This is a genomic window from Shinella sp. R2-11, from assembly GCF_055330205.1.
This window is the reverse complement of the sequence record NZ_JBVAPC010000003.1, coordinates 129,072-150,696: the sequence shown is the minus strand read 5'-3', so window position 1 is coordinate 150,696 and position 21,625 is coordinate 129,072. Positions and strand designations below refer to the sequence as shown.

Sequence of the window (21,625 nt, the reverse complement as noted above, 5' to 3'; positions counted from 1 at the left end):
GGTAAGGTTCCTCCGGAGGCGTTGCAGTTTAGAATTTCTAAAAAAGAACGCAGCCGCTGGCAACTTGTTAGCACGAAAAAATCGACGAACACTCGCTTGGCAAAACGCAAGGAGAGCGAGATGTTTCTCAAGAACGCCTGGTATGTTGCGGCCTGGGACAACGAGGTCGGCCGCGAACTGAAACCCGTGACCATCCTGGGCGAGAACATCGTCCTCTACCGCCTTCAGGACGGCACGCCCGCCGCGTTGGAAGATGCCTGTCCCCATCGCAAGCTGCCGCTCTCCATGGGCCGCATCAAGGGCGACGACGTGGAATGCGGCTACCATGGCCTGACCTTCGACTGTTCGGGCACCTGTACCCGCGTTCCCGGCGCCGAGCGCATCCCGCATGTCGCCAAGGTGCGGTCCTATCCGGTTCACGAGCGCTACGGCCTGTTGTGGATCTGGATGGGGGATGCCGCCAAGGCGGACCCCGGGGACATCTTCGAGGTCGAGCATTTCGACGATCCCGCCTGGGGCATCAACCGCGGCGAATCCATGATGCTCCACTGCAACTATCTCTACATGACGGACAACCTGCTCGATCCGTCCCATGTCGCCTGGGTGCACCAGTCGTCCTTCGCCAGTTCGGCCTGCGAGGAGACACCGCTGGAGACGACCGTCAAGGAAGACGGCGTGACCGTCTGGCGCTGGATGATCGATTCCGAGCCCGCCCCCTTCTATGCGCCCTTCCTGCAATTCGAGGGCAATACCGACCGCAAGCAGCACTACGAGGTGCGCTATCCGAGCAACGCCATCATCAAGGCGATCTTCGCGCCGGCCCACACGGGCGGGGAAGGCCGCGCGCTGCCGGACAACACCTTCCTCATGGACAGCTACAACTTCATGACCCCGGTCGATGAGAACCGCACCAAGTATTACTGGTTCCAGATGCGCAATTTCGCGCCCGACGACGCCAAGGTCTCCGCGAGCTTCGCAAAGTCCGTGCGCGGCGCCTTCGAGGAGGACCGCGTGGTGCTGGAGGCGGTTCATCACGGCATGGCCAACATGCAGACGCCCAATCTCGACCTGAAGATCGATGTCGGGCCGATGCGCTTCCGCCGCAAGCTCGCCCAGATGATCGCCGCCGAGACGCAGGCCGCCGCCGTCGCGGACGCCGCAGAGTAAGGATAGACCCCGGATGCCCGATGCCGCGGCTTCGCGCTTCCGCCCCTTCGAGGTCGTTTCGAAGGTGCGCGAAAGCGCCACCATCACGTCTTTCCGCCTTGCCCCCCTCGAACGGCAGCACTGGCGGCCGTTCGAGGCGGGACAGTTCCTCACCATGCGCGTTCCCGACCGCAAGGGCGGGCATGTCTTGCGCAACTATACCGTCTCCTCCTCGCCGCGCGAGGAAGGCAGCTACCGCATCACGGTGAAGCGCGAGGCAGCGCCCTCGAAGGACGTGCCGGAAGGGCTGAGCTCCTGCTGGCTGCATGACGAGATCGAGCCGGGCGCCGTGCTGGAGATCGACCCGCCGCGCGGCGCCTTCCGGCTCGATGCCGCGAGCCGCCGGCCCGTCCTGCTCCTGTCCGGCGGTGTCGGGCTCACGCCGACGGTCTCCATGCTGGACGTGCTGGCGAGGGAAAGCGATCGCCCGGTCTGGTTCATCCATGCCTGCGACGGCGCGGCCGTCCATGCCTTGCGCGACGAGGTGGAGCGCCTTGCGGCGCTGCGGCCGGGCATTTCGGTGCATTTCTGCTACCGCTTCGCCGAAGACGGCGACCTCGATGCGGGCCGCTGCCATTCCACCGGCTTCGTCTCCCGCGCGACGCTCCAGAGCCTGCTGCCGCTCGACGACTACGAGGTCTATATGTGCGGGCCGCCGCCCTTCATGCAGGCCCTCTACGGCATCCTCACAGGGCTTGGCATCGGCAGGGAACGCATCGCCTACGAATTCTTCGGCCCGGCAAGCCTCTTGTCGGAGAGCGGCGCGGCGCCGGTGCAGCCGGAAACGCCGCCGGCCGTCACGCCGGTCGCGGATGCGGATGGCGACGGGCTGCGCATCGTCCTGCAGAAATCCGGGCGCAGCCTCACATGGGACGGCAAGAGCGAATCCATCCTCGCCTTCCTGGAGGCGAAGGGGATAGAGCCCGCCTTCTCCTGCCGGGCGGGCGTCTGCGGGACCTGCGAGCAGGGCCTCGTCTCGGGGGAGGTCGATTATTTCGAGGAACCGCTCGACGAAATGCCGGCAGACCGGGTACTCCTGTGCTGTACCCGCCCGAAATCTTCCATCGTGCTCGATCTCTGACGCCGGACAGGCCTGCGGGAAAGGAACCACTGCCTGCAAGGAAAGGCGCAAACCGCCTTCCTTGAAACCAGACCAAGACAGGCCGGCCAACGGCCTCACAGGGGAATGAGAATGAACGCCAAAGCAGTTCTGCACACAGAAAACCGGGAGCACTGTCGCATGTCCCCTTCCGCCCTCTTCACCGGCGATTTTTCGGACCTGCGCAGCCGGTTTCTCGCCGCCGCGGGCCAGGCGGGCGCCAGCCTCGTCGCCTACCCTCATCCCCTGCACGGGCCGAACGGCGAGCAGCTTTCGACCGACGTCGCCTATCTCGGACGCCCCGATGCCGCAAAGCTGATGGTGCTGATCTCCGGCACGCATGGCGTCGAAGGCCCCTTCGGCTCGGCCTGCCAGACGGCCTGGCTCTCGCAGAACACGCCCTGGCAGCTTCCCGACGACACCGCCGTCCTCGCCATCCACCTGATCAATCCCTGGGGCACCGCCTGGAGCCGCAGGGTGAACGAGGACAATGTCGACCTGAACCGTAATTTCATCGACTGGCAGAAAGGGCCGCCGCGCAACGAACGCTATGCCACGCTGCACGACGCCTTCGTCTGGCGCGCCTGGGAAGGCCCGGAGCGCGAGCGGGCGGCCGAGGCCTATGAGGCGGCGAAGCGGCGTTTCGGCGGCTATGCCGGCCTCGCCCCCATGATCGAGGCGGGCCAATATGCCTATTCGGACGGCCTCTACTATGGCGGCGACGGCCCCGTCTGGTCCAACCGCACGCTCATCGAGATCCTTTCGACATTCGCCCGGCAGGCATCCGAGGTCGTGGTCTTCGACCTGCATACGGGCGCCGGTCCCTATGGCTATCCGGCCCTCCTCTCGGTAGCCGAGGGCGAGCATGCCGGGCTCGACTGGGGACGGCACATCTTCGGCCCCGCTCTTTCCGTCGTCCTCACCGGCACGGACGCGACGACCGACACGGGCATTGCCGCGACCGCCACCGGCTATGTCTCGGCCGCCGTGCGCAAGGCGCTGCCGAAGGCGCGCGTCCTGCCGCTGGTGGTGGAATGCGGCACGCTCAACGGCGAAACGGTCATCGAGGCCGTCCAGGCGGACAACTGGCTGCATCTCTACGGCAAGGTGGACACGCCGCTCGGCAAGCGCATCAAGAAGGCGCTGCGTGCCGCCTTCATTCCCGAGGACGAGGACTGGCGGAACACGTGCCTTGCCACGGCGCTGCGTCATTTCGACCGCGCCTTTGCCGATCTCAAGGCCGTCGGCGGCGCGGGTGCCGAAAAGCCCGTCCCCGCCGCCGCGCCAGTTGCCGTCGTCGTCCATGCGGAGACGGTGCATCCGGGCGCCGGCGAGCGCCCGGCGCTGGAAGTGCACGACCTCCACAAGCGCTTCGGGCAGCTTTCGGTGCTGAACGGCGTCAGCCTTACGGCCCAGCCCGGCGAAGTCGTCTCGATGATCGGCTCCTCGGGCTCCGGCAAGAGCACGTTCCTGCGCTGCATCAACCTGCTGGAACAGCCGCACGACGGGCGCGTCGTCATCGACGGCGAGGAAATCCGCATGAAGAAGACACCGGACGGCAATGCCGTGCCGGCCGACATGCGGCAGGTCGAGCGCATCCGCTCGCGGGTCGGCATGGTGTTCCAGAACTTCAATCTCTGGCCGCACATGACGGTGCTGGAGAACATCATCGAAGCGCCGCTGCATGTGCTGAAGGAAGAGCGGCCGGCCGCCGTCGACCATGCGCATGCGCTTCTCAGGAAGGTCGGCCTTTCCGAAAAGCACGCCCAATATCCCGGCCAGCTCTCCGGCGGCCAGCAGCAGCGCGCGGCCATCGCCCGCACGCTCGCCATGCGCCCAAAGCTCATCCTGCTCGACGAGCCTACCTCCGCGCTCGATCCCGAGCTTGTCGGCGAGGTGCTGCGCGTGATCCGGCAGCTGGCCGAAGAAGGAAACACGATGATCCTCGTGACGCACGAAATGCAGTTCGCGCGCGAGGTCTCGCACAAGATCCTCTTCCTCCACCAGGGAAAAGTGGAGGAAGAGGGTGCACCGGCGGACGTCTTCACCAATCCGCGCTCCGAACGCATGCGCCAGTTCCTGGCCCGTACGCTCTGATGCCTGCCGGCCCCGCCAACCGAAAACAACGTTCAACATGGGGAACCAGAACATGAAGCTGATGAAAAGCCTGCTGCTCGCCGCGTGCTTCGCCGCCGGCACCACCGCCGCCTGGGCGGCCGAAGGCGAATTGTCGATCGGAACGGAAGGCGCCTATCCGCCATGGAGCATGGCGGACGCCGCCGGCAACGTCACCGGCTTCGACGCCGATGTCGGCAACCTGCTCTGCGCCAAGCTTGAGGTGAAGTGCCAGTTCGTCGTGCAGGCCTTCGACGGCCTCATCCCGGCTCTGAAGGCCAAGCGCTTCGACGTCATCATCTCGGGCATGTCGATCACCGACGACCGCAAGAAGGAGATCGACTTCTCAATCGGCTATGCCGAGCTTGCCAACATGTTCGTGGCGCCAAAGAACTCCGACCTTGCCGGCATCAAGGACCTCGACAGCCTGGTCAAGGCGCTCGACGGCAAGAAGGTCGGCGTGCAGGCGGGCACGACCCACGCGCACTATCTCGAAAAAAACGTGCCGAACGCCGACCTGAAGACCTACGACACGCTCGACCAGATGCAGATCGACCTGGCCAGCGGCCGCGTCGACGCCGCGTTTTCCGACGTGTCGGCTCTGGAGGACTTCCTCGCCAAGCCCGAAGGCCAGGATTTCCAGCTCGTCGACGTCAAGATCGCCAGCTCTTCCGATCCGACCCTCGGCGAAGGCATCGGCGTCGGCATCGCCAAGGACAATACCGAGCTGAAGGCCCGCATCGACAAGGCGCTCTGCGAGCTTGTCGCCGACGGCTCGATCGGCAAGGCCAGCCAGACCTGGTTCAAGTCGGACATTTCCCGGCCCTGCCAGTAATAGCAACCGCGCGTTCCCCGGCAGCAGGCGCCGGGGAACGCCGCATCCGGAAGGCATGAAGGGTTCGGGCGGGAACGATGGAACTGGGAATCTGGCAGGTATGGGAAGGCGGCTGGATCGCCGCGATCCTGCGCGGGGCGGCGGTCACGGTCGCCCTCGGCATAGCGAGCATGGTCTTCGGCATCGTCATCGGCGTCGCCTGCGGGCTCATCAAGTGGGGGCGGATCTTCCCGCTGACGCTGATCGTCGACTTTTATACGTCGATCGTGCGCGGCGTGCCGGAGCTCCTAATCATCTATCTCCTCTTCTTCTCCTCGGTTGAGTTCGTGGCGCGCGTGGCGGCGGCCTTCGGCTATGCGGGGCTCGCCGGCAACGGCTATGCTTTCGTCATCGCCGTCATCGCCATCGCCTCCATTTCGGGCGCCTATTCGACCGAGGTGGTGCGCGGCGCCCTCGCCGCCATCCCGGCCGGCCATATCGAGGCGGCGCGGGCGCTCGGCATTCCGGGACGCCGCATCTTCCGCCGTATCATCGCGCCGCAGATGCTGCGGATCGCCGTGCCCGGCATGAACAATGTCTGGCAGACGACGATCAAGGACACCGCGCTCGTCTCGGTGGTCGGCTTGCAGGAACTGATGCGCGCGGCCTTCGTCGGCGCGGGCTCCACCCGCCATCCCTTCATCTTCTATTTCATTGCCGCCATCGTCTATCTCGCGATCACGCTGGTGAGCCAGGGCGGCTTCGACCGGATTGAGCGCCTGCTCCAGCCGAAGAACAGGAGCTAGGCCATGGATCTCGAACTCGTTCGCCTTGCCGTGCCGACCCTTGCCAAGGGCGTGTGGCTGACGGCGGTGCTGACCATTACCTCCGTCGCCATCGGCTTCAATCTCGGGCTGGGGCTCGCGGTCATGCGGCTGTCGAAGAACCGGCTGCTGAGCAGCTTTGCCAAGGGTTACAGCACGGTCTTCCGCGGCACCCCGCTGCTCGTGCAGCTCTTCCTCTTCTATTACGGGCTCGGCCAGCTTTCCTTCGTGCGCGACAATCCGGTGCTCTGGTGGATCGTCGGCGACGGCGTGCGCTGCGCCGTGCTGGCGCTGGCGCTCAACACGGCGGCCTATACGTCGGAAATCCTGCGCGGCGGCCTCATGTCCATTCCGGGCGGCCTGATGGAGGCGGCACAGGCCTGCGGCATGTCGCGCTTCCTGTGCTTCCGCCGCATCGCCTTCCCGCTCGCCATCCGCCAGGCGCTGCCCGCCTATGGCAACGAACTGGTGCTGGTGGTGAAGGGAACGAGCCTTGCCTCGACGATCACCGTGCTGGAGATCACCGGTCACGCCAAGCGGCTGATGAGCCAGACCTATGCGATCCTGGAGATCTTCGCCATCGCAGGCATGCTCTATCTCCTGATCAACCTGATCCTCATCACGCTCATCCGCCTACTGGAGGCAAGCCTCACCCGCTACCTGCCGCGCTGAGGAGGCGGCGGCGGGCCGCCCTCACTTCAGATTAATGTTTTCATATTAGGACTTGTAGCAAGGGGCCTTGCCACAAGCCGGTGACGAAGATGGAAAATCCAGCAACGAGCGCGCAATCGCCGAGTGCCGACACGCAAGCCACGCCGCAATCGGCGCTCTACGGCCTGTTGGAACGGCTGCGGCGCACCCTCGCCGGCCCCTTCGATCGCCGGACGATCCTGGAATTGCGCCGGCAGATCGAGCGCCAGTCGGCCCTCACCCGCCGCATCGAGGCCGCGCTTGCCGGCGCCGATATCTTCGAGCGCGCCTCCATGGCCGCGGGCATGGGCACCTGGCAATGCGAACTGCCCAGCGAGCAGCTGACCTGGAGCAGCGGCACCTACCATCTCTTCGGCCTGCCGCAGAATTGCGGCCTGGTGCGCGGCGATATCCTCAGAAGCTACAGCGAGGATTCGCTCGCGCGGCTGCAGAGGACCCGTGGCGAGGCGATCCGCAACGGGGACGGCTTCGGACTGGACGCCGAGATCGAGAGCCCGGAATTCGGCCGGCGATGGATACGGATATCCGCGACGGTCGAGCGCCGCGACGGCGAGCCCGTCCGGCTTTTCGGCATCAAGCAGGACATCACCGCCGAAAAGACCGCGCTCGACCACATGCGCCATCTCGCCGAGCACGACGTGATGACCGGCCTTGCCAATCGCACCCGGTTCCAGCTGCGGCTCGCCGACATGTGCGGGCCGGACGGATCGGGCGGCGCGCTGATGCTCGTCGACCTGGACGGCTTCAAGGAGATCAACGACACGCTCGGCCACGCCCTCGGCGACGAGTGCATCATCGAGTTCACCCGCCGGCTCTGTGCGACCTGCACGGGCGCCGAACTGGTCGCCCGCATCGGCGGCGACGAGTTCGCGATCCTCTTCGGTCCCGCCAGCAGCCGTCAGGCGATCGAACGCACCGCGCGGCAGGTGGTCGATGCAGGCAAGCTGCCGATGAGCTGTTCGGGGCATGTCTTCAGCGTCAGCGCCTCCATCGGCTTCGCCTTTGCCGAAGCGGAAACCCCGACCGGCCTCTTCACCAAGGCGGACCTTGCGCTCTATGCCGCAAAGGCAGACGGTGGCGACACTTACCGCGAATTCCTGAAGTAGAACCTGAACAGTATCCGGCCCTCTACTGGTCGGGCGAAAGGCCCGTCGTCTGCTCCATGCGGCGCATGCACTCGTCGTTTCCGGCAAAACGGTAGGTGCTGTAGACGGCAAGGCCGTATCCCTCGTCGCCGGCAAGAACGACGCTGGCCGATTGCAGGTTCTGGAAGCGGCGTTGCAGGTGGTTCCACTGGTTGAAGATCTGCCGCTCCTCGGCGGTGATCGTGTGCTTGAGGAGAAGGTCGCTGCCGGCGGCCGGCGTATGGGCCACGTCGACCTTCTCGTCCGGCTCTCCGAGTTCCTTCGTCATCCTCGCCGTGACATCGGCAAATATCTGGCGGGTGAGATGGCCTTCATCGTCGTCGGCTCGATAGGGCGTGATGGCAGTCAGGTTGCAGACGCCGACGCCGTCGACGAAAGCGAGGATATATTCCTCGTAAAGCGGATCCGCCCCCGGCAGCTTCGGGCATAGATATTGTCCCGTGGCGTCCGCCGGCCCCTCCGCCAGCGGCTCGCAGCCGAGCGCCGAGGGCCGCGCATCCTGGGCAACGCCGAAGGGTGCGAGATTCGGCTGGATCGCCATCGTGTTGGCGATGATCGCAGCGATAAGGCCGAGAAATGCTTCCATGGGTAACGTCGAGATCCTGTTGCGAGCGGCGGCTTCCTGACGAAGTGTACCACGCGGACGTTTGTGAATTTAGGCGCTGTAGCACATTGGCTCCTGTCCCGCGATCACATCAATGGGAATGGAAACGCCGGCCCGGCGGTTGCGTTCGAGGGGCCGGTTGCTATGGTGGGCGAATGCCACAGCCGCCCGGTCGGCTGCGTCTATCCATTTGCAGGACAGGCTCCATGAGCGGCTTGAGGCGACTTTCGGACGAGGCACTGGTTGCCCGGCTTCAGCATGCGGCCTTTTCCTACCTCATCGACCATACCGACGAAGAAACCGGGCTCGTGGCCGATACGTCCCGCCCGGGATCGCCCTGCAGCATCGCCGTCGTCGGCTTCGCCCTCTCCTGCTATCCGATCGCCGTCAGGAACGGCTGGCTGTCGCGCACCGAGGCCGCGCGGCGCACGCTGAAGGTGCTGAAATTCTTCCTGGCCAGCCCCCAAAGCAAGGCGGCCGACGCCACGGGCTACCGGGGCTTCTACTATCATTTCCTCGACATGAAGACGGGCAGGCGCGTCTGGCAATGCGAGCTGTCGCTGATCGACACCGCCCTCCTGATGGCGGGCATCCTCGTGGCGGGCTGCTACTTCGACGGGGGCGGCGAGGAAAGTGACATCCGCGACCATGCCGACGTGCTCTACCGCCGCGTGGACTGGCACTGGGCACAGAACGGAACCTCGGGCCTGTCGCAGGGCTGGAAGCCCGAATGCGGCTTCCTCCACTATGGCTGGGAAGGCTACAACGAGGCGACGATCCTTTACGTCCTCGGCCTCGGATCGCCCACCTTCCCGCTGACGGCAAGCTGCTACGATACCTGGAGCCTGACCTATCAGTGGGAAAACCTCCTCGGTCATGACGTCCTCTATTCCGGCCCCCTTTTCACGCATCTGTTTTCCCATGCCTGGATCGACTTCCGCGGCATTCGCGATGCCTTCATGCGCGAGAAGAACAGCGACTATTTCGAGAACACGAAAAGCGCGATCGCCGTCCACCGCGAATACGGGGAGCGCAATCCTTACGAATTCGAAGGCTATTGCCGCGATTTCTGGGGCGTGACGGCGGGCGACGGCCCCTCGGTTGCGGCGATACGCCGGAAAGGCCGGGACCGCCGGTTCTTCGGCTACATGTCGCGCGGCGTGCCCTATGGCCCGGACGACGGGACGATCTCCCCCTGGGCGATGCTCGCGACGCTACCCTTCACGCCCGAGGCAGCGCTTTCGGGCACGCGCCATCTCCTCGAGAACTATCCGCAGGTCTGCCCCGGCGACCGGTTCTCCAGCGGCTTCAACCCGACGCTGCTGCCCGCTTCGGGCGGCTGGCTTTCCGAGGGCTGGTACGGGCTCGACCAGGGCCTTCTTGCCATGATGATCGAAAATCACCGCAGCGGCCTGATCTGGGAGATTTTCCGGGGCTGCGGATATGTGCGCGACGGTCTTGCGCATGCGGGCTTCGAAGGCGGGTGGTTATAGACATGCAGCGCACGGCACCACGGGCAAGCCCCCCAGACGAGGCCCCTTATCTTCGGCGGGTGCGGCCGCAGGACTGGCGCAATCCGGAGCCGAAAGGCATCTACGACCTCGTGGTCGTCGGCGCGGGACCGGCGGGGCTTTCGGCGGCCGAATGGGCCGCGCGGCGCGGTTTCTCGGTCGCGCTCGTCGAGCGCGCGCATCTCGGCGGGAACTCGCTCAATGCCGGGTCCGTGCCGTCGAAGGCGATCATCCGCACCGCGCAGGTATATGGCACCATGCACGACGCCGACGAGTTCGGCGCGCCCATGCCGGTCGAATCCGCCCTCGATTTCGGCGATGCGATGGCGCGCATGCGCAGTATTCGCACGCGCATCGCGGTCTATCATTCGGCCCATGACCTCACCGCCCTCGGCGTCGACATCTTCTTCGGCACCGCCCGGTTCGCGAGCGCCGACGCCCTGTTCGTCGACGATACGCGCCTGCGCTTCCGCAAGGCGCTCGTCGCCACGGGTGCGCGGCCGCGAATCCCGGACATTCCCGGCCTCGACGAGACCGGCTATCGCACGAGCTCGACGATCTTCGACATGACGGCGCTGCCGCGGCGCCTTGCGGTCGTCGGCGGGGGGCCGCTCGGCTGCGAACTGGCGCAGGCCTTCTGCCGGCTGGGCGCGCATGTGACCATCGTGCAGAACGATCCGAAATTCCTGCCGCGCGAGGAGCGCGACGCCGCCGAGGTCCTCTCCTGGTCCATGGCGCGCGACGGCATGGAGATCCGCCTGAACACCGCCGTCGTCGGCGCGCGGCGCGAGGGCGACGTCAAAGTGCTTGAAACGCTCAACAACGAGCTGAAGGGCGAGATCGCCGCCGACGAGATCCTCGTCTGCACCGGCCGGCTACCCAATGTCGACGATCTCGACCTTGATGCCGCCGGCGTGGCGTTCAGCCCCCTGCGCGGCATCAAGGTCGATGAGTTCCTGTGCAGCAGCAACCCCGACATCTATGCCGCCGGCGATGTCTGCCTGTCGCTGAAATTCACCAATGCGGCGCAATCCTCGGCGCGGATGGCGGTGGAGAACGCGCTGTCGCAAGGCCGGCTGCGGCATGACGCTTCGGTCATTCCCTGGTGCACCTTCTGCGACCCGGAGATCGCCCATATCGGCCTGCAGGTCTGGGAAGCCCGCGTGCAGTCCATCCCGATCAAGAGCTATACAGTGATGCTGAGCGACGTGGACCGCGCCATCACGGACGGGCAGGAGACCGGCTTCGTCAAGATCCACATCGCGGAAGGCAGCGACCGCATCCTCGGCGCGACCATCGTCGCCTCACGGGCCAGCGAGCTGATCAACGAAATGGCCGTCATCATGAGCACCGGCATCGGCATGGAGGCGCTTGCCAAGGTGGTCCACACCTATCCCGCCCAGTCCGGCGCGATCATGCTGGCGGCGCAGGCCTACCGGCGCGACGTCGACCGCGCGGCCCGGGGTTCTCCCGGAAGCGGACCGGCCTGAAGCGCCGGTCAGGCCTTGTCGCGGGCGGGCACGAGGCGGATGGTGCGCGTGAAGAGGTCGCCCTTCATCTCCTCCGTTCCCATCGCGATGATCGCCGATCCCGCCAGTTCCTCCCGGAATATGGCGGCAATCCTCCCGCTGTCGCCGCCGGTGGCAAGGTCGCCGATATCGTCGATGACGATCCAGTCCGGGCGGTGGAGCATGAGCTGGACGATGCTCAGCATCCGCCGCTGGTCGTTTCCAAGCTCATGTTCCCAGCGCGCGCTGTGGTCGAGCGAGGATGAAAGACGCTCAAGCCCGGCCCGTTCCAGCGCCTTGAGGATCTCCCCATCCGGGCAGGCATCGGCATCGCGGGGATAGCACAGCGCCGCCCTGAGCGTGCCGGGCGGTATATAGGGATCGCGCACCACGACGGCGATGCCGGCGTCGCGCGGCAACTGGATGCTGCCCCTGCCCCAGAGCCAGAGACCGGCAAGCGTGTGCGTCAGGAGCGTCTTGCCGGCACCCGGCGCCCCGGCGACGAGCAGGCGGTCGCCGGGACGGATCGTCACATGCGGCTCGGAGAGCCGCACCTTTCCGCCCGGCACGTCCATTTCCAGGTCGTCGATGACGATGGCGGGCTCCGGCGAGCGGGTGAAGGCGATGCGCTCGTCCGTCCCGCCGGCCGTGTCGGCTTCGAGGACGGCAAGCCGGAAGGCCGCGACCCGCCGCAGCGTCGCGCGCCAGTCGGCGATGGAGCCGATATTGTCGACGAACCACCGCAGCGAGGCATGGAACTGGTTGAACGCGCCGACGGCCATCATCAGCCCGCCGAACGTCATGTCGCCGCCGAAATAGACCGGGGCGGCGATGACGATGGGCGCGACGATCGTCACCCAGCCATAGCCCGACGTGACCCAGCCGAGCCGGATCGTCGCAGAAACGATGCGGTGGGTGGCGAGGATGACGGCCCCGAGGTCGCGCTGCAGCCGCCGCGCCTCGTCCGCCTCGCCGGATGCGACCGATATCGCCTCGATCTGCTCGTTGACCCGCACGAGGGAATAGCGCAGGTCCGCCTCGCGCGCATAGCGGTCGCCGTTCAGCGCGATCAGCGGGCGGCCGACCATCCAGCTGAGCCAGGATGCCGTTCCCGAATAGACGATCGCCGCCCAGACCATGTAGCCGGGGACCTGGAAGGCGGCGCCCCACAGGTGGAAGACGAAGCCCGACGACAGCGCCCACAGCACGCCGACGAAGCTCACAAGCAGGACGCCGGCTTGCAGCAGGCCGACGCCGAGATCGACGGAAAGATCGCACAGCCGATGGGCGTCCTCGTGCAGCCGCTGGTCCGGATTGATGCCGATCTGCCCCCTTCGGGCGACGCAGAACGCACGGCCCGGCCGGAGCCATTCGTCGATCATGTCGCGGGTCAGCGCCTCCCGGAGCCGCAGGTGCAGCATCTGGTTGAGCCATTGCTGCGCGACATTGAGAACGAGCAGCGCGCCCGCGATCTCGAAGAAGACGAGGAGTTGCGCGAGGAAGGCCTGCATGTCACGCTGCTGCAGCGCGTCGTAGAACGGCCTGTTCCAGCCGTTGAGAACGATCTGGCCATAGGCCGTGGCAAGGATGACCGCGAAGATGCCCGCGGCGAGCAGGACCAGCGCCCGCCTGAGCGGTGAACCGCGAAAGGCGGCGGCCATGGTGGCGAGATATTGCCGCAGCGGCCGTTCCTCCACACCGTCACGCATCCGGCCGGACCCTGCCTTAACCGCGATGCCGCCGCTGTCCCTGGTCATGCCGTGCCCTTCGAAGAGAATGGCGCGAGACTACACCGCGCCCTCGGGCGCCGTCCATTCAATCGGGCGTGACATGTCGGATTGCGAGGGATAGCCGGGCAGATTGAGACCTCGGCAAAAGATCGCGAAACCATTCCATTTTCAATGGAAATGAGAGAGCAAAATGGAATTTTTTTCTTCAACTGTGGACATTGCGGCATCGACGTGCCATAAGATGTCCAAATTGCGACGCGCTATCGCTTTTGCGAAGCCTTTCGGCCTGCGCGTCCTTCCATCCCGCTGATAGCGTCATCAGCTCACAACAGACAAAGGAGAGCGCCCTGCTTCCGGAGCCGGGCCCAGTAAGATATGGCTTTTGTAACTGAGAGCGATCTTCCGGCGAACGACCGGCCGGTGAAGATCAGCATCAGGAATGTTTTCAAGGTTTTCGGCGAACGGCCGGAAAAGGCCCTCGAGCTTCTCGCGGCCGGCAGGTCCAAGGCCGAGATCCATGCGGCGACCGGCTGCACCATCGGCGTCAACAACGCGACCTTCGACATCCGCGCCGGCGAGATCTTCGTCATCATGGGGCTTTCGGGCTCCGGCAAATCCACCATGCTGCGCCTCATCAACCGGCTGATCGAACCCACATCCGGATCGATCGAGATCGAGGGCCGCGATGTCGCCCGCATGCCGCGGGGCGAACTGATCGCGCTCCGCCGCCGCGACATCAGCATGGTCTTCCAGTCCTTCGCGCTCCTGCCCAACCGCACCGTCATCGACAATGCCGCCTTCGGGCTGGAAGTCGCCGGCGTCGGGGAGGCCGAGCGCAAGCAGCGCGCCCGCGCGGCGCTGCGCGCCGTCGGCCTCGACGGCTACGACGACAGCCGCACGGACCAGCTTTCCGGCGGCATGAAGCAGCGTGTCGGCCTTGCCCGTGCGCTCGCCGCCGAGCCCTCCGTGCTGCTGATGGACGAGGCCTTCTCCGCGCTCGACCCGCTCATCCGCACGGAGATGCAGGACGAGCTGGTGCGCCTCCAGGCCGAGCACAGCCGCACCATCGTCTTCGTCAGCCACGACCTCGACGAGGCCATGCGCATCGGCGACCGCATCTGTATCATGCAGAACGGCGAGGTGGTGCAGGTCGGCACGCCGGACGAGATCGTGCTGAAGCCGGCCAACGACTATGTCCGCTCCTTCTTCCGCAATGTCGACGTCTCTCAGGTCTTCCGCGCCGGCGACGTCGCCCGCAAGACGCAGGTGACGATCATCGAGCGGCAGGGCGCCTCCGCCGCCGCGGCGCTGGAGCGCATGGAGCATTACGACCGGGACGTCGCCATCATCCTCGGCCGCGACAAGACCTATCACGGCATGGTCAGCCGCAATTCGCTGATCGAGACCGCCCGCGACGGCGCGAGCGATCCCTACCGCCGCGCCTTCCTGCCGGATATCGAGCCGATCCCGGCGTCCGAGAGCATCTCCAACGTCCTCGGCAAGGTCGCCGCCAGCGCCTTCCCCGTGCCGGTCGTCGACGAGGCGAACCGCTATCTCGGCTCCATCAGCAAATCCGCGCTTCTCGAAACGCTCGATCGCACCGCCTGATCCGGCCCCTTCGGAGACTATCCAATGACTTTCGATATCGGTGACGGCGTCGACAGCGCCGTCAACTACATCCTCGACAATTTCGCCCCGCTGCTCGACCTCATCGCCGCCGCCATCGGCGCGGTGACGAACAGCATCCAGGCGACGCTCATGGCGACGCCCATGCTCATCGGCCTTGCCCTCTTCGTGCTGCTTTCGCTCTGGCGCGTCGGCTTCGGCTTTGCCGTCTTCACGGCCCTTTCGCTCTGGCTGGTCGATCATATGGGCCTGTGGTCCGCCATGATGGAGACGCTGTCGCTGGTCCTCGCCTCGACGCTCGTCGCCATGCTGATCGGCCTGCCGCTCGGCATCGCCATGGCGCGCAGCGACCGGACCGCCGCCGTCGTGCGCCCCGTGCTCGACCTCATGCAGACCATGCCGGCCTTCGTCTATCTCATCCCGGCGGCGATGTTCTTCGGCCTCGGCGCCGTGCCCGGCACCATCGCCACGGTCATCTTCTCGATGCCGCCGGTCGTGCGCCTCACCAATCTCGGTATCCGCCAGGTCCATGTGGAATTCATCGAGGCCGGCAACGCCTTCGGCTGCACCGCCGCGCAGCTTCTGTTCAAGGTGCAGCTTCCCAACGCCCTGCCCTCCATCATGGCCGGCATCAACCAGACGATCATGCTGTCGCTTTCCATGGTGGTGATCGCCTCGATGATCGGTGCGGGCGGCATCGGCAACACCGTGCTGACGGGCATCCAGCGCCTCGATGTCGGCACCGGCTTCGAGGGCGGCATCGCCGTCGTCATCCTCGCGGTGATCCTCGACCGGATCACCCAGAGCCTCGGAAAGGAACGCGCCGGCCTCTGGCGCGCCCTCTTCCGCCGTCAGGCGCCGCAGCCGGTGGCATCCACCGCGACCGCCTGAAGATGGCGACCTTAAGCGCCGCCGAATGCGAACCTTCAAAAAAGGAGCAACCATGTTCAAGACACTCGCTGCAATGAGCCTTGCCGCCGGCATCGCCGCCGCCACCTTCGGCACCGCGCTGGCCGCGGACAAGGCGCCGGTGAAGATCGGCTGGGCCGCCTGGTCCGACGCCGAATTCGTGACCAAGCTCGCCGCAAAGCTCATCAAGGACGAGCTCGGCCAGGAGGTCGAGCTCGTGCAGACCGACGTCGCCCCGCTCTACCAGGGCGTCGCGCGCGGCGACCTCGATGCCATGATGATGGCCTGGCGGCCGGAAACCCATGCCGACTACTTCGCCCGCGTGAAGGACAAGGTGACGACGCTCGGCACCGTCTATGATGGGGCGAAGCTCGGCTGGGTCGTGCCGAAATACATCCCCAAGGGCGCCATCGCCTCCATCGAGGACCTCAAGAAGGACGATGTGAAGGACAAGCTGAAGGGCCGCGTCGAGGGCATCGATCCGGGCGCGGGCCTCACGCGGCTCTCCGAAAAGGCCGTCAAGGACTACGGGCTCGACGGCTACAAGCTGCAGATCTCCAGTGAGGCCGGCATGCTGACGACGGTCGACCGGGCGTTCCGCAAGGAGGAATGGTTCGTCGCCACCTCCTGGAGCCCGCACTGGATGTTCGGCAAATACGAGCTGCGCTACATCGACGATCCGAAGGGCGCGCTCGGCAAGGCCGAGCATGTGGATGTCCTCGCCCGCAAGGATTTCCAGAAGGACAATCCCGAGGTCGCCGCCTTCCTCTCGCGCATGAAGCTGCCGATCGGCGATCTGGAAGCCGCGATGTTCGACGCGCAGGAAACCTCCTATGAGAAGGCCGTCGACAAGTATATCGCCGGCCATCCCGATCAGATCAAGGCATGGCTCGCCAAGGAAGACGGCTAGACCTCTCACCGCCTGCCAAGCATGACGGAAGGCCCCGGAGCTATCGTTCCGGGGCCTTCCGGCGTCGTGAGCCGCCTTCCTCTTCCAGCGCGCCCCGCGGAATCCAAACCCGTCGCCTCCTCGCATTCGCGGACGGGCGACGGGCTCTTGCGATCTCGGCCCATGGCATGGCAATGCTTCCACACGAATGATCGTTCAGCCCTTCAGCGTGACGGAACATCCCATGTCCCTACCCCGGAAAATCGGCTTCATCGGAACAGGCGCCATCACCGACGCGATGGTGCGCGGGCTTCTCGCCCATCCCGCGGCCGTGCCCCATGTCATGGTTTCCTTCCGCAGCGCGGATGTCTCGGCAAGGCTCGCCGCGGATTTCGCCGAGGTTCTGGTTTCGGACGACAACCAGGCCATCGTCGACGGCTGCGATACGGTCGTTCTGGCGATCCGCCCGCAGATCGCCGAGGAGGTCGTCCGTCCCTTGCGCTTTCGCGACGGGCAGAAGGTGATCAGCGTCGTCGCGGCGACCGGCAGGCAGGCGCTCCTCGACTGGATCGACGCGGATGTCAACCTCACCCAGGCGGTCCCCTTGCCCTTCGTCGCCCGGCGCAAGGGCGTCACCGCCGTCTATCCGCCGGATGCGGGCACGGCGGCCATCTTCAACGTACTCGGCAATGCCGTCGAATGCGAGACGAAGGCGGAATACGACCTTCTCGCCGCGGCAAGCGCCCTGATGGCCACCTATTTCGGCATCATGCACCGCACGACGGAATGGCTCGCGGAAAAGGGCCTGCCGGAGGAAAAGGGCCGCGCCTATCTCGCGCCGCTCTTCGCGGGCCTCTCCGAAACCGCGCTTCACGGCGGCCGGCAACTCGACTTCATGGAGATGAGCCGCGAATACGCCACCAGGGGCGGCCTCAACGAGCAGGTCTTCCATGATTTCGACCACCACGGCGGCACCAGCGCCCTCACGAAGGCGCTGGACCGGGTGCTCGAACGGATCAGCCGCTAGAGTATTTCCAGCAAAAGTGCGAAGCGGTTTTGCGTTCGGAAATGCTGCAATGCTTAGGCATTGTTCAGCTCCGCTCGATATCGCGCCGCAGCACGATGGAGGTGGTGAGGTCCTCGACGTTTTCCATGGTCGAGACCTCGTTGCGCAACTCGTTCAGCGCGTTGATCGACCCCACCTCGACTTCCACCACGAGGTCGAGCTGGCCGCTGACGGAGGAGACCTTGCGGACCGAGGCGAAGCCGGCAAGCCGGTCGAGCACGCCGATCGAGGGCGTGCGTTTCAGGGTCACGAGCAGGAAGGCCTGGATCTGCCCGTCGTCAAGCTGGCCGATATCGGCCCGGTAGCCGCGGATGATGCCGGCCTTTTCGAGCCGCGTCACCCGCTCCGTCGTCGCGCTGCGCGAAAGGCCGACCCGACCGGCGAGCGTCTTCATGGGAATACGCGCCTCGCGCGAAAGAATGCTGAGGATCGTCCGGTCCATGGCGTCCGTATCCTGCATCGCTCCCTCCCTGAAATGACCCCGACAAGATGACGGTTATTATAAACAAAGTGCAGGCACAACCGGCATAATGCCGGATGCGGCGATCCGGCGTCCGTGCAAATCTCGACGGCGAAACGAGGATTGCCATGAACGACATGCTGACGACCACCCCGGACTTTTCCATCGAAGCCGCCGCCGCCCTCCTTCGCGAGCATTACGGCCTGACCGGCACGCTTTCGCCGCTCGCCAGCGAACGCGACCAGAATTTCAAGGTGGAAACGCCGGAGGGGATCTTCATCCTGAAGCTCGTCAATGCCGCCGAGCCGGAGGTCGAGAGCGATTTCCAGACGGCGCTGCTCGCCCATGTCGGTGCCCATGCCGGCGATCTGCCCATACCGCACATCCGCCCGACGCCTGCCGGTGCCAGCCTTGCCCGCGCCACCAGCCCGGGCGGCGTCAGCCACCGCGTTCGCCTCGTCAGCTGGGTGCACGGGCAACCCCTTGCCGAAACGCAGCGCAGCGATGCCGCGCTCGCATCCCTCGGCCGGATGCTCGGCCGGTTCGATGCCGCCCTGAAGGGCTTCATGCATCCGGGCGCGCTGCGCGACCTCGACTGGGACATCCGCAAGGCCGGCCGCTCGGCCGAACGGCTGCACCATGTCACGGCTTCCGAGGACCGCGCGTTGCTCGAACGATTCCTCGCCCGCTTTTCCGGTCTTGAACCGCGCCTTGCGACCCTGCGCGCCGCCGTCATCCATAACGACGCCAATGACTGGAACGTACTGGTCGACGCGGCCGATCCGGATCGCGTTTCGGGCCTCATCGATTTCGGCGATGCGCTCCATGCGCCGCTAATCGCGGAAGTCGCCATCGCCGCCGCCTATGCCGGCCTCGACCATGCCGATCCGATCGGCGCGGCCGCCGCCATCGCCCGCGGCTTCCATGCGGAATATCCGCTGCTGGAAGAGGAGGTCGACCTTCTCTACGATCTCATCGCCATCCGCCTCGTCACCTCGGTCACGATCTCCGCCTCGCGCCGCGCCCATACCGACGACAATCCCTATCTCGCGATCAGCGAGCGGCCCGCCTGGACGCTGCTGCGCAAGCTCGACCGGATGAACCCGCGCTTCGCCACCGCCATCCTGCGCAAGGCCTGCGGCTTCGAGGCCGCGCCCGGCGCGCACGACGTCATCGACTGGCTCGCCGCCAACCGCAAGACCCTGGCGCCGCTGCTCGAACGCCCCGCGGCGACCTATCCGGCCGCACTGGTACCCTATGGCGACCCGGCCCATCCGATGACAGTCAAGTCCGCTGCCGAGCAGCCTGACGCGGCACAGGCCATCTGGGAAGAATATTGCCACGAAAACGGCATCGAGCTCGGCATCGGCCCGTGGGGCGAGGAGCGCACCGTCTATGCCGGCGAGATGTTCGTCTCGCGCTTCATCGAGGGAACGCGCCGCACGCACCATCTCGGCCTCGACCTCTTCTTGGCGGCCGGCACGAAGGTCTTCACGCCGCTTGCCGCCATGGTCGTCAGCGTCGAGATCGAGAAGGATCCGCTCGGCTACGGCTGCCTGATCGCGCTGCGTCACGAGCCCGAGGGCTGCCCGCCCTTCATCTCCCTCTGGGGCCATCTCGCCCACGAGGCGATGGGCCGCCTCAAGGCCGGCGACCGGCTGGACGCCGGCGCGCTGGTCGGCGAGATGGGTGCCCCTTCGGAAAATGGCGGCTGGGCGCCGCATCTCCATCTCCAGCTTTCCACCGACACGGACCTTTCGGCCACCGAAATCCTCGGCGTCGGCGAGCCGCGCTATCTCGACGTCTGGGCCGAGCTCTTCCCCGACGCCCGCACCTTCGGCGGCATCGCGCGGGAATTCTACGAGCGGGAGGGCCGCTCGCACGAGGAGATCGTCAGGCTGCGGCGCGAGCTGTTGCTGCCGAACCTCTCCATCTCCTACGAAAAGCCGATCAAGTTCGTGCGCGGCGAAGGCGTCTGGCTGATCGACGACGGCGGACGGGCCTATCTCGACTGCTTCAACAATGTCTGCCACATCGGTCATGCCCATCCGGCCGTGGTGGAGGCAATGGCGAAGCAGGCCGCAACGCTCAACACCAATACCCGCTACCTGCACGACAATATCGTCGCCTATGCCGAGCGCCTGACGGCGACGCTGCCGAAGGAGCTGACGGTCGCGGGCTTCGTCAACAGCGGCTCGGAGGCCAACAGCCTCGCGCTGCGCATGATGCGCGCCCATACCGGCCGCGAGAACGCCATCACGCTCGACTGGTCCTATCACGGCACGACGCAGGAGCTGATCGACATCAGCCCCTACAAGTTCCGCCGCAAGGGCGGCAAGGGACCGAAGCCGCATGTCCATGTCGCAGCCGTGCCGGACAGCTACCGCGCCCCGGCCGACTGGCCTTCCGAGGAGCACGGCAGGCGCTTTGCAGAAAGCGTCGCGGAGCTGATTTCCGCCATGCAGGCGAAGGGCGAAGGCCCCGGCTTCTTCATCGCCGAATCCATCCCGAGCGTTGCCGGCCAGGTCTTCCTGCCGGAAGGCTATCTTAAGGAGGTCTACCGGCTGGTGCGCGAGGCGGGCGGCGTCTGCATCGCGGACGAGGTGCAGGTCGGTTTCGGCCGTGTCGGCAGCCACTGGTGGGCCTTCGAGACGCAGGGCGTCGTCCCCGATATCGTGACGATGGGCAAGCCGATCGGCGACGGCCATCCGATGGCCGCCGTGGTGACGACCCGCGAGGTCACCGACAGCTTCGACAACGGCATGGAATATTTCAACACCTTCGGCGGCAACCCGGTCTCCTGCGCCATCGGCCTTGCCGTGCTCGACGTCATCGAAAGCCAGGACCTGCGCGGCAATGCGCTTGCGATGGGCAATTACCTGATGGACGCCTTCCGCGACATGCAGACACGCCACGAGGTGATCGGCGACGTGCGCGGCCTCGGCCTCTTCCTCGGCATCGAGCTGGTGACCGACCGCAAGAGCAAGGCGCCCGCAACCGAATTCGCCCGCGCCGCCTCCAACGGCGCCCGCCGGCGCGGCGTGCTGATGGGCACGGAAGGCCCGCACGACAACGTGCTGAAGATGCGCCCGCCGATGATCTTCTCAAAACGCGATGCGGATCACCTGATCGCGGTGCTCGAAGAAACCTTCGCCGACGTCGCAAGGACGCTCGGCTGAGGCAAGCCACAACGACGACCGAATGCCTTGAGCCGGGAAAGCCCTTTCCCGGCCGGTGACGACCGAGAATCAGGAAAACCTTCGCCGCGGCTCGACGCTGCGGCGAAGCACTTTTGGCAGCGGGACAGTGCCTCCCCGCCGTGGTCCCGTTTATGTCTGGTGGCCCCATTTTCGGCGATACACGCCTAAGTGGAATTAGGTGGACAAGATTTCACAATCAGGAAGCCAC

The 21,625-nt window shown here is 65.8% G+C and carries 17 protein-coding genes; 14 read left to right on the top strand and 3 right to left on the bottom strand.

Annotated features, from left to right (window positions below; all coding sequences use genetic code 11):
- Positions 1 to 120 precede the first annotated feature (120 nt).
- From ACZ1A1_RS09155 to ACZ1A1_RS09125, 7 genes are all read left to right on the top strand, one after another.
- Positions 121 to 1,167: an aromatic ring-hydroxylating dioxygenase subunit alpha gene (locus ACZ1A1_RS09155; protein ID WP_463619658.1), complete on the top strand. Its 1,047-nt coding sequence runs from the start codon at positions 121 to 123 to the stop codon at positions 1,165 to 1,167.
- Positions 1,168 to 1,180: 13 nt separating this feature from the next.
- Complete coding sequence (locus ACZ1A1_RS09150; protein ID WP_463619657.1) at positions 1,181 to 2,287, top strand: FAD-binding oxidoreductase; 1,107 nt, start codon at positions 1,181 to 1,183, stop codon at positions 2,285 to 2,287.
- 159 nt (positions 2,288 to 2,446) lie between these two features.
- Positions 2,447 to 4,402 (top strand): DUF2817 domain-containing protein, encoded by a 1,956-nt coding sequence (locus ACZ1A1_RS09145; protein WP_463619656.1) that lies wholly within the window; start codon positions 2,447 to 2,449, stop codon positions 4,400 to 4,402.
- Positions 4,403 to 4,454: 52 nt separating this feature from the next.
- Positions 4,455 to 5,255 (top strand): transporter substrate-binding domain-containing protein, encoded by an 801-nt coding sequence (locus ACZ1A1_RS09140; protein WP_463619655.1) that lies wholly within the window; start codon positions 4,455 to 4,457, stop codon positions 5,253 to 5,255.
- A gap of 77 nt (positions 5,256 to 5,332) precedes the next feature.
- The gene (locus ACZ1A1_RS09135; protein WP_463619654.1) at positions 5,333 to 6,040 is read left to right on the top strand and encodes an ABC transporter permease; all 708 of its coding nucleotides are present in this window, start codon (positions 5,333 to 5,335) and stop codon (positions 6,038 to 6,040) included.
- Positions 6,041 to 6,043: 3 nt separating this feature from the next.
- Positions 6,044 to 6,730, top strand: coding sequence for an ABC transporter permease (locus tag ACZ1A1_RS09130; RefSeq protein ID WP_463619653.1), 687 nt, complete (start codon positions 6,044 to 6,046; stop codon positions 6,728 to 6,730).
- Positions 6,731 to 6,819: 89 nt separating this feature from the next.
- Complete coding sequence (locus tag ACZ1A1_RS09125) at positions 6,820 to 7,875, top strand: diguanylate cyclase domain-containing protein (protein ID WP_463619652.1); 1,056 nt, start codon at positions 6,820 to 6,822, stop codon at positions 7,873 to 7,875.
- 22 nt (positions 7,876 to 7,897) lie between these two features.
- Here ACZ1A1_RS09125 and ACZ1A1_RS09120 read toward each other — a convergent pair whose 3' ends face one another.
- A complete protein-coding gene (locus ACZ1A1_RS09120) occupies positions 7,898 to 8,500 on the bottom strand; it encodes a hypothetical protein (RefSeq protein WP_313194260.1) in 603 nt (200 codons plus the stop codon).
- Positions 8,501 to 8,724: 224 nt separating this feature from the next.
- On the opposite strand from ACZ1A1_RS09120, the gene ACZ1A1_RS09115 reads away from it, so the two are divergent.
- Positions 8,725 to 10,011, top strand: coding sequence for a glucoamylase family protein (locus ACZ1A1_RS09115; RefSeq protein ID WP_463619651.1), 1,287 nt, complete (start codon positions 8,725 to 8,727; stop codon positions 10,009 to 10,011).
- 2 nt (positions 10,012 to 10,013) lie between these two features.
- On the top strand, positions 10,014 to 11,519 hold the full coding sequence (locus ACZ1A1_RS09110) for a mercuric reductase (RefSeq protein WP_463619650.1): 1,506 nt from the start codon (positions 10,014 to 10,016) through the stop codon (positions 11,517 to 11,519).
- Positions 11,520 to 11,527: 8 nt separating this feature from the next.
- On the opposite strand, the gene ACZ1A1_RS09105 is transcribed toward ACZ1A1_RS09110, so the two are convergent.
- Entirely contained in the window at positions 11,528 to 13,294 is a 1,767-nt protein-coding gene (locus tag ACZ1A1_RS09105) for an ABC transporter ATP-binding protein/permease (RefSeq protein ID WP_463619649.1), read from the bottom strand.
- Positions 13,295 to 13,642: 348 nt separating this feature from the next.
- Between ACZ1A1_RS09105 and proV the strand changes: the two genes are divergently transcribed.
- From proV to ACZ1A1_RS09085, 4 genes are all read left to right on the top strand, one after another.
- Entirely contained in the window at positions 13,643 to 14,875 is a 1,233-nt protein-coding gene (gene proV, locus ACZ1A1_RS09100; RefSeq protein WP_463619648.1) for a glycine betaine/L-proline ABC transporter ATP-binding protein ProV, read from the top strand.
- Positions 14,876 to 14,899: 24 nt separating this feature from the next.
- Complete coding sequence (locus ACZ1A1_RS09095; protein WP_463619646.1) at positions 14,900 to 15,784, top strand: ABC transporter permease; 885 nt, start codon at positions 14,900 to 14,902, stop codon at positions 15,782 to 15,784.
- A 52-nt stretch (positions 15,785 to 15,836) separates the two neighbouring features.
- The gene (locus tag ACZ1A1_RS09090; RefSeq protein WP_463619645.1) at positions 15,837 to 16,712 is read left to right on the top strand and encodes a glycine betaine ABC transporter substrate-binding protein; all 876 of its coding nucleotides are present in this window, start codon (positions 15,837 to 15,839) and stop codon (positions 16,710 to 16,712) included.
- Positions 16,713 to 16,935: 223 nt separating this feature from the next.
- Positions 16,936 to 17,718 carry a pyrroline-5-carboxylate reductase gene (locus ACZ1A1_RS09085; protein ID WP_463619644.1) on the top strand — a complete coding sequence of 261 codons (783 nt, stop codon included), beginning with the start codon at positions 16,936 to 16,938 and terminating at the stop codon, positions 17,716 to 17,718.
- A gap of 64 nt (positions 17,719 to 17,782) precedes the next feature.
- Here the strand turns inward: ACZ1A1_RS09085 and ACZ1A1_RS09080 are convergent, their stop codons facing one another.
- Positions 17,783 to 18,217 carry an Lrp/AsnC family transcriptional regulator gene (locus ACZ1A1_RS09080; protein WP_313194251.1) on the bottom strand — a complete coding sequence of 145 codons (435 nt, stop codon included), beginning with the start codon at positions 18,215 to 18,217 and terminating at the stop codon, positions 17,783 to 17,785.
- A gap of 128 nt (positions 18,218 to 18,345) precedes the next feature.
- On the opposite strand from ACZ1A1_RS09080, the gene ACZ1A1_RS09075 reads away from it, so the two are divergent.
- Entirely contained in the window at positions 18,346 to 21,396 is a 3,051-nt protein-coding gene (locus ACZ1A1_RS09075; RefSeq protein ID WP_463619642.1) for an aminotransferase class III-fold pyridoxal phosphate-dependent enzyme, read from the top strand.
- Positions 21,397 to 21,625 lie beyond the last annotated feature (229 nt).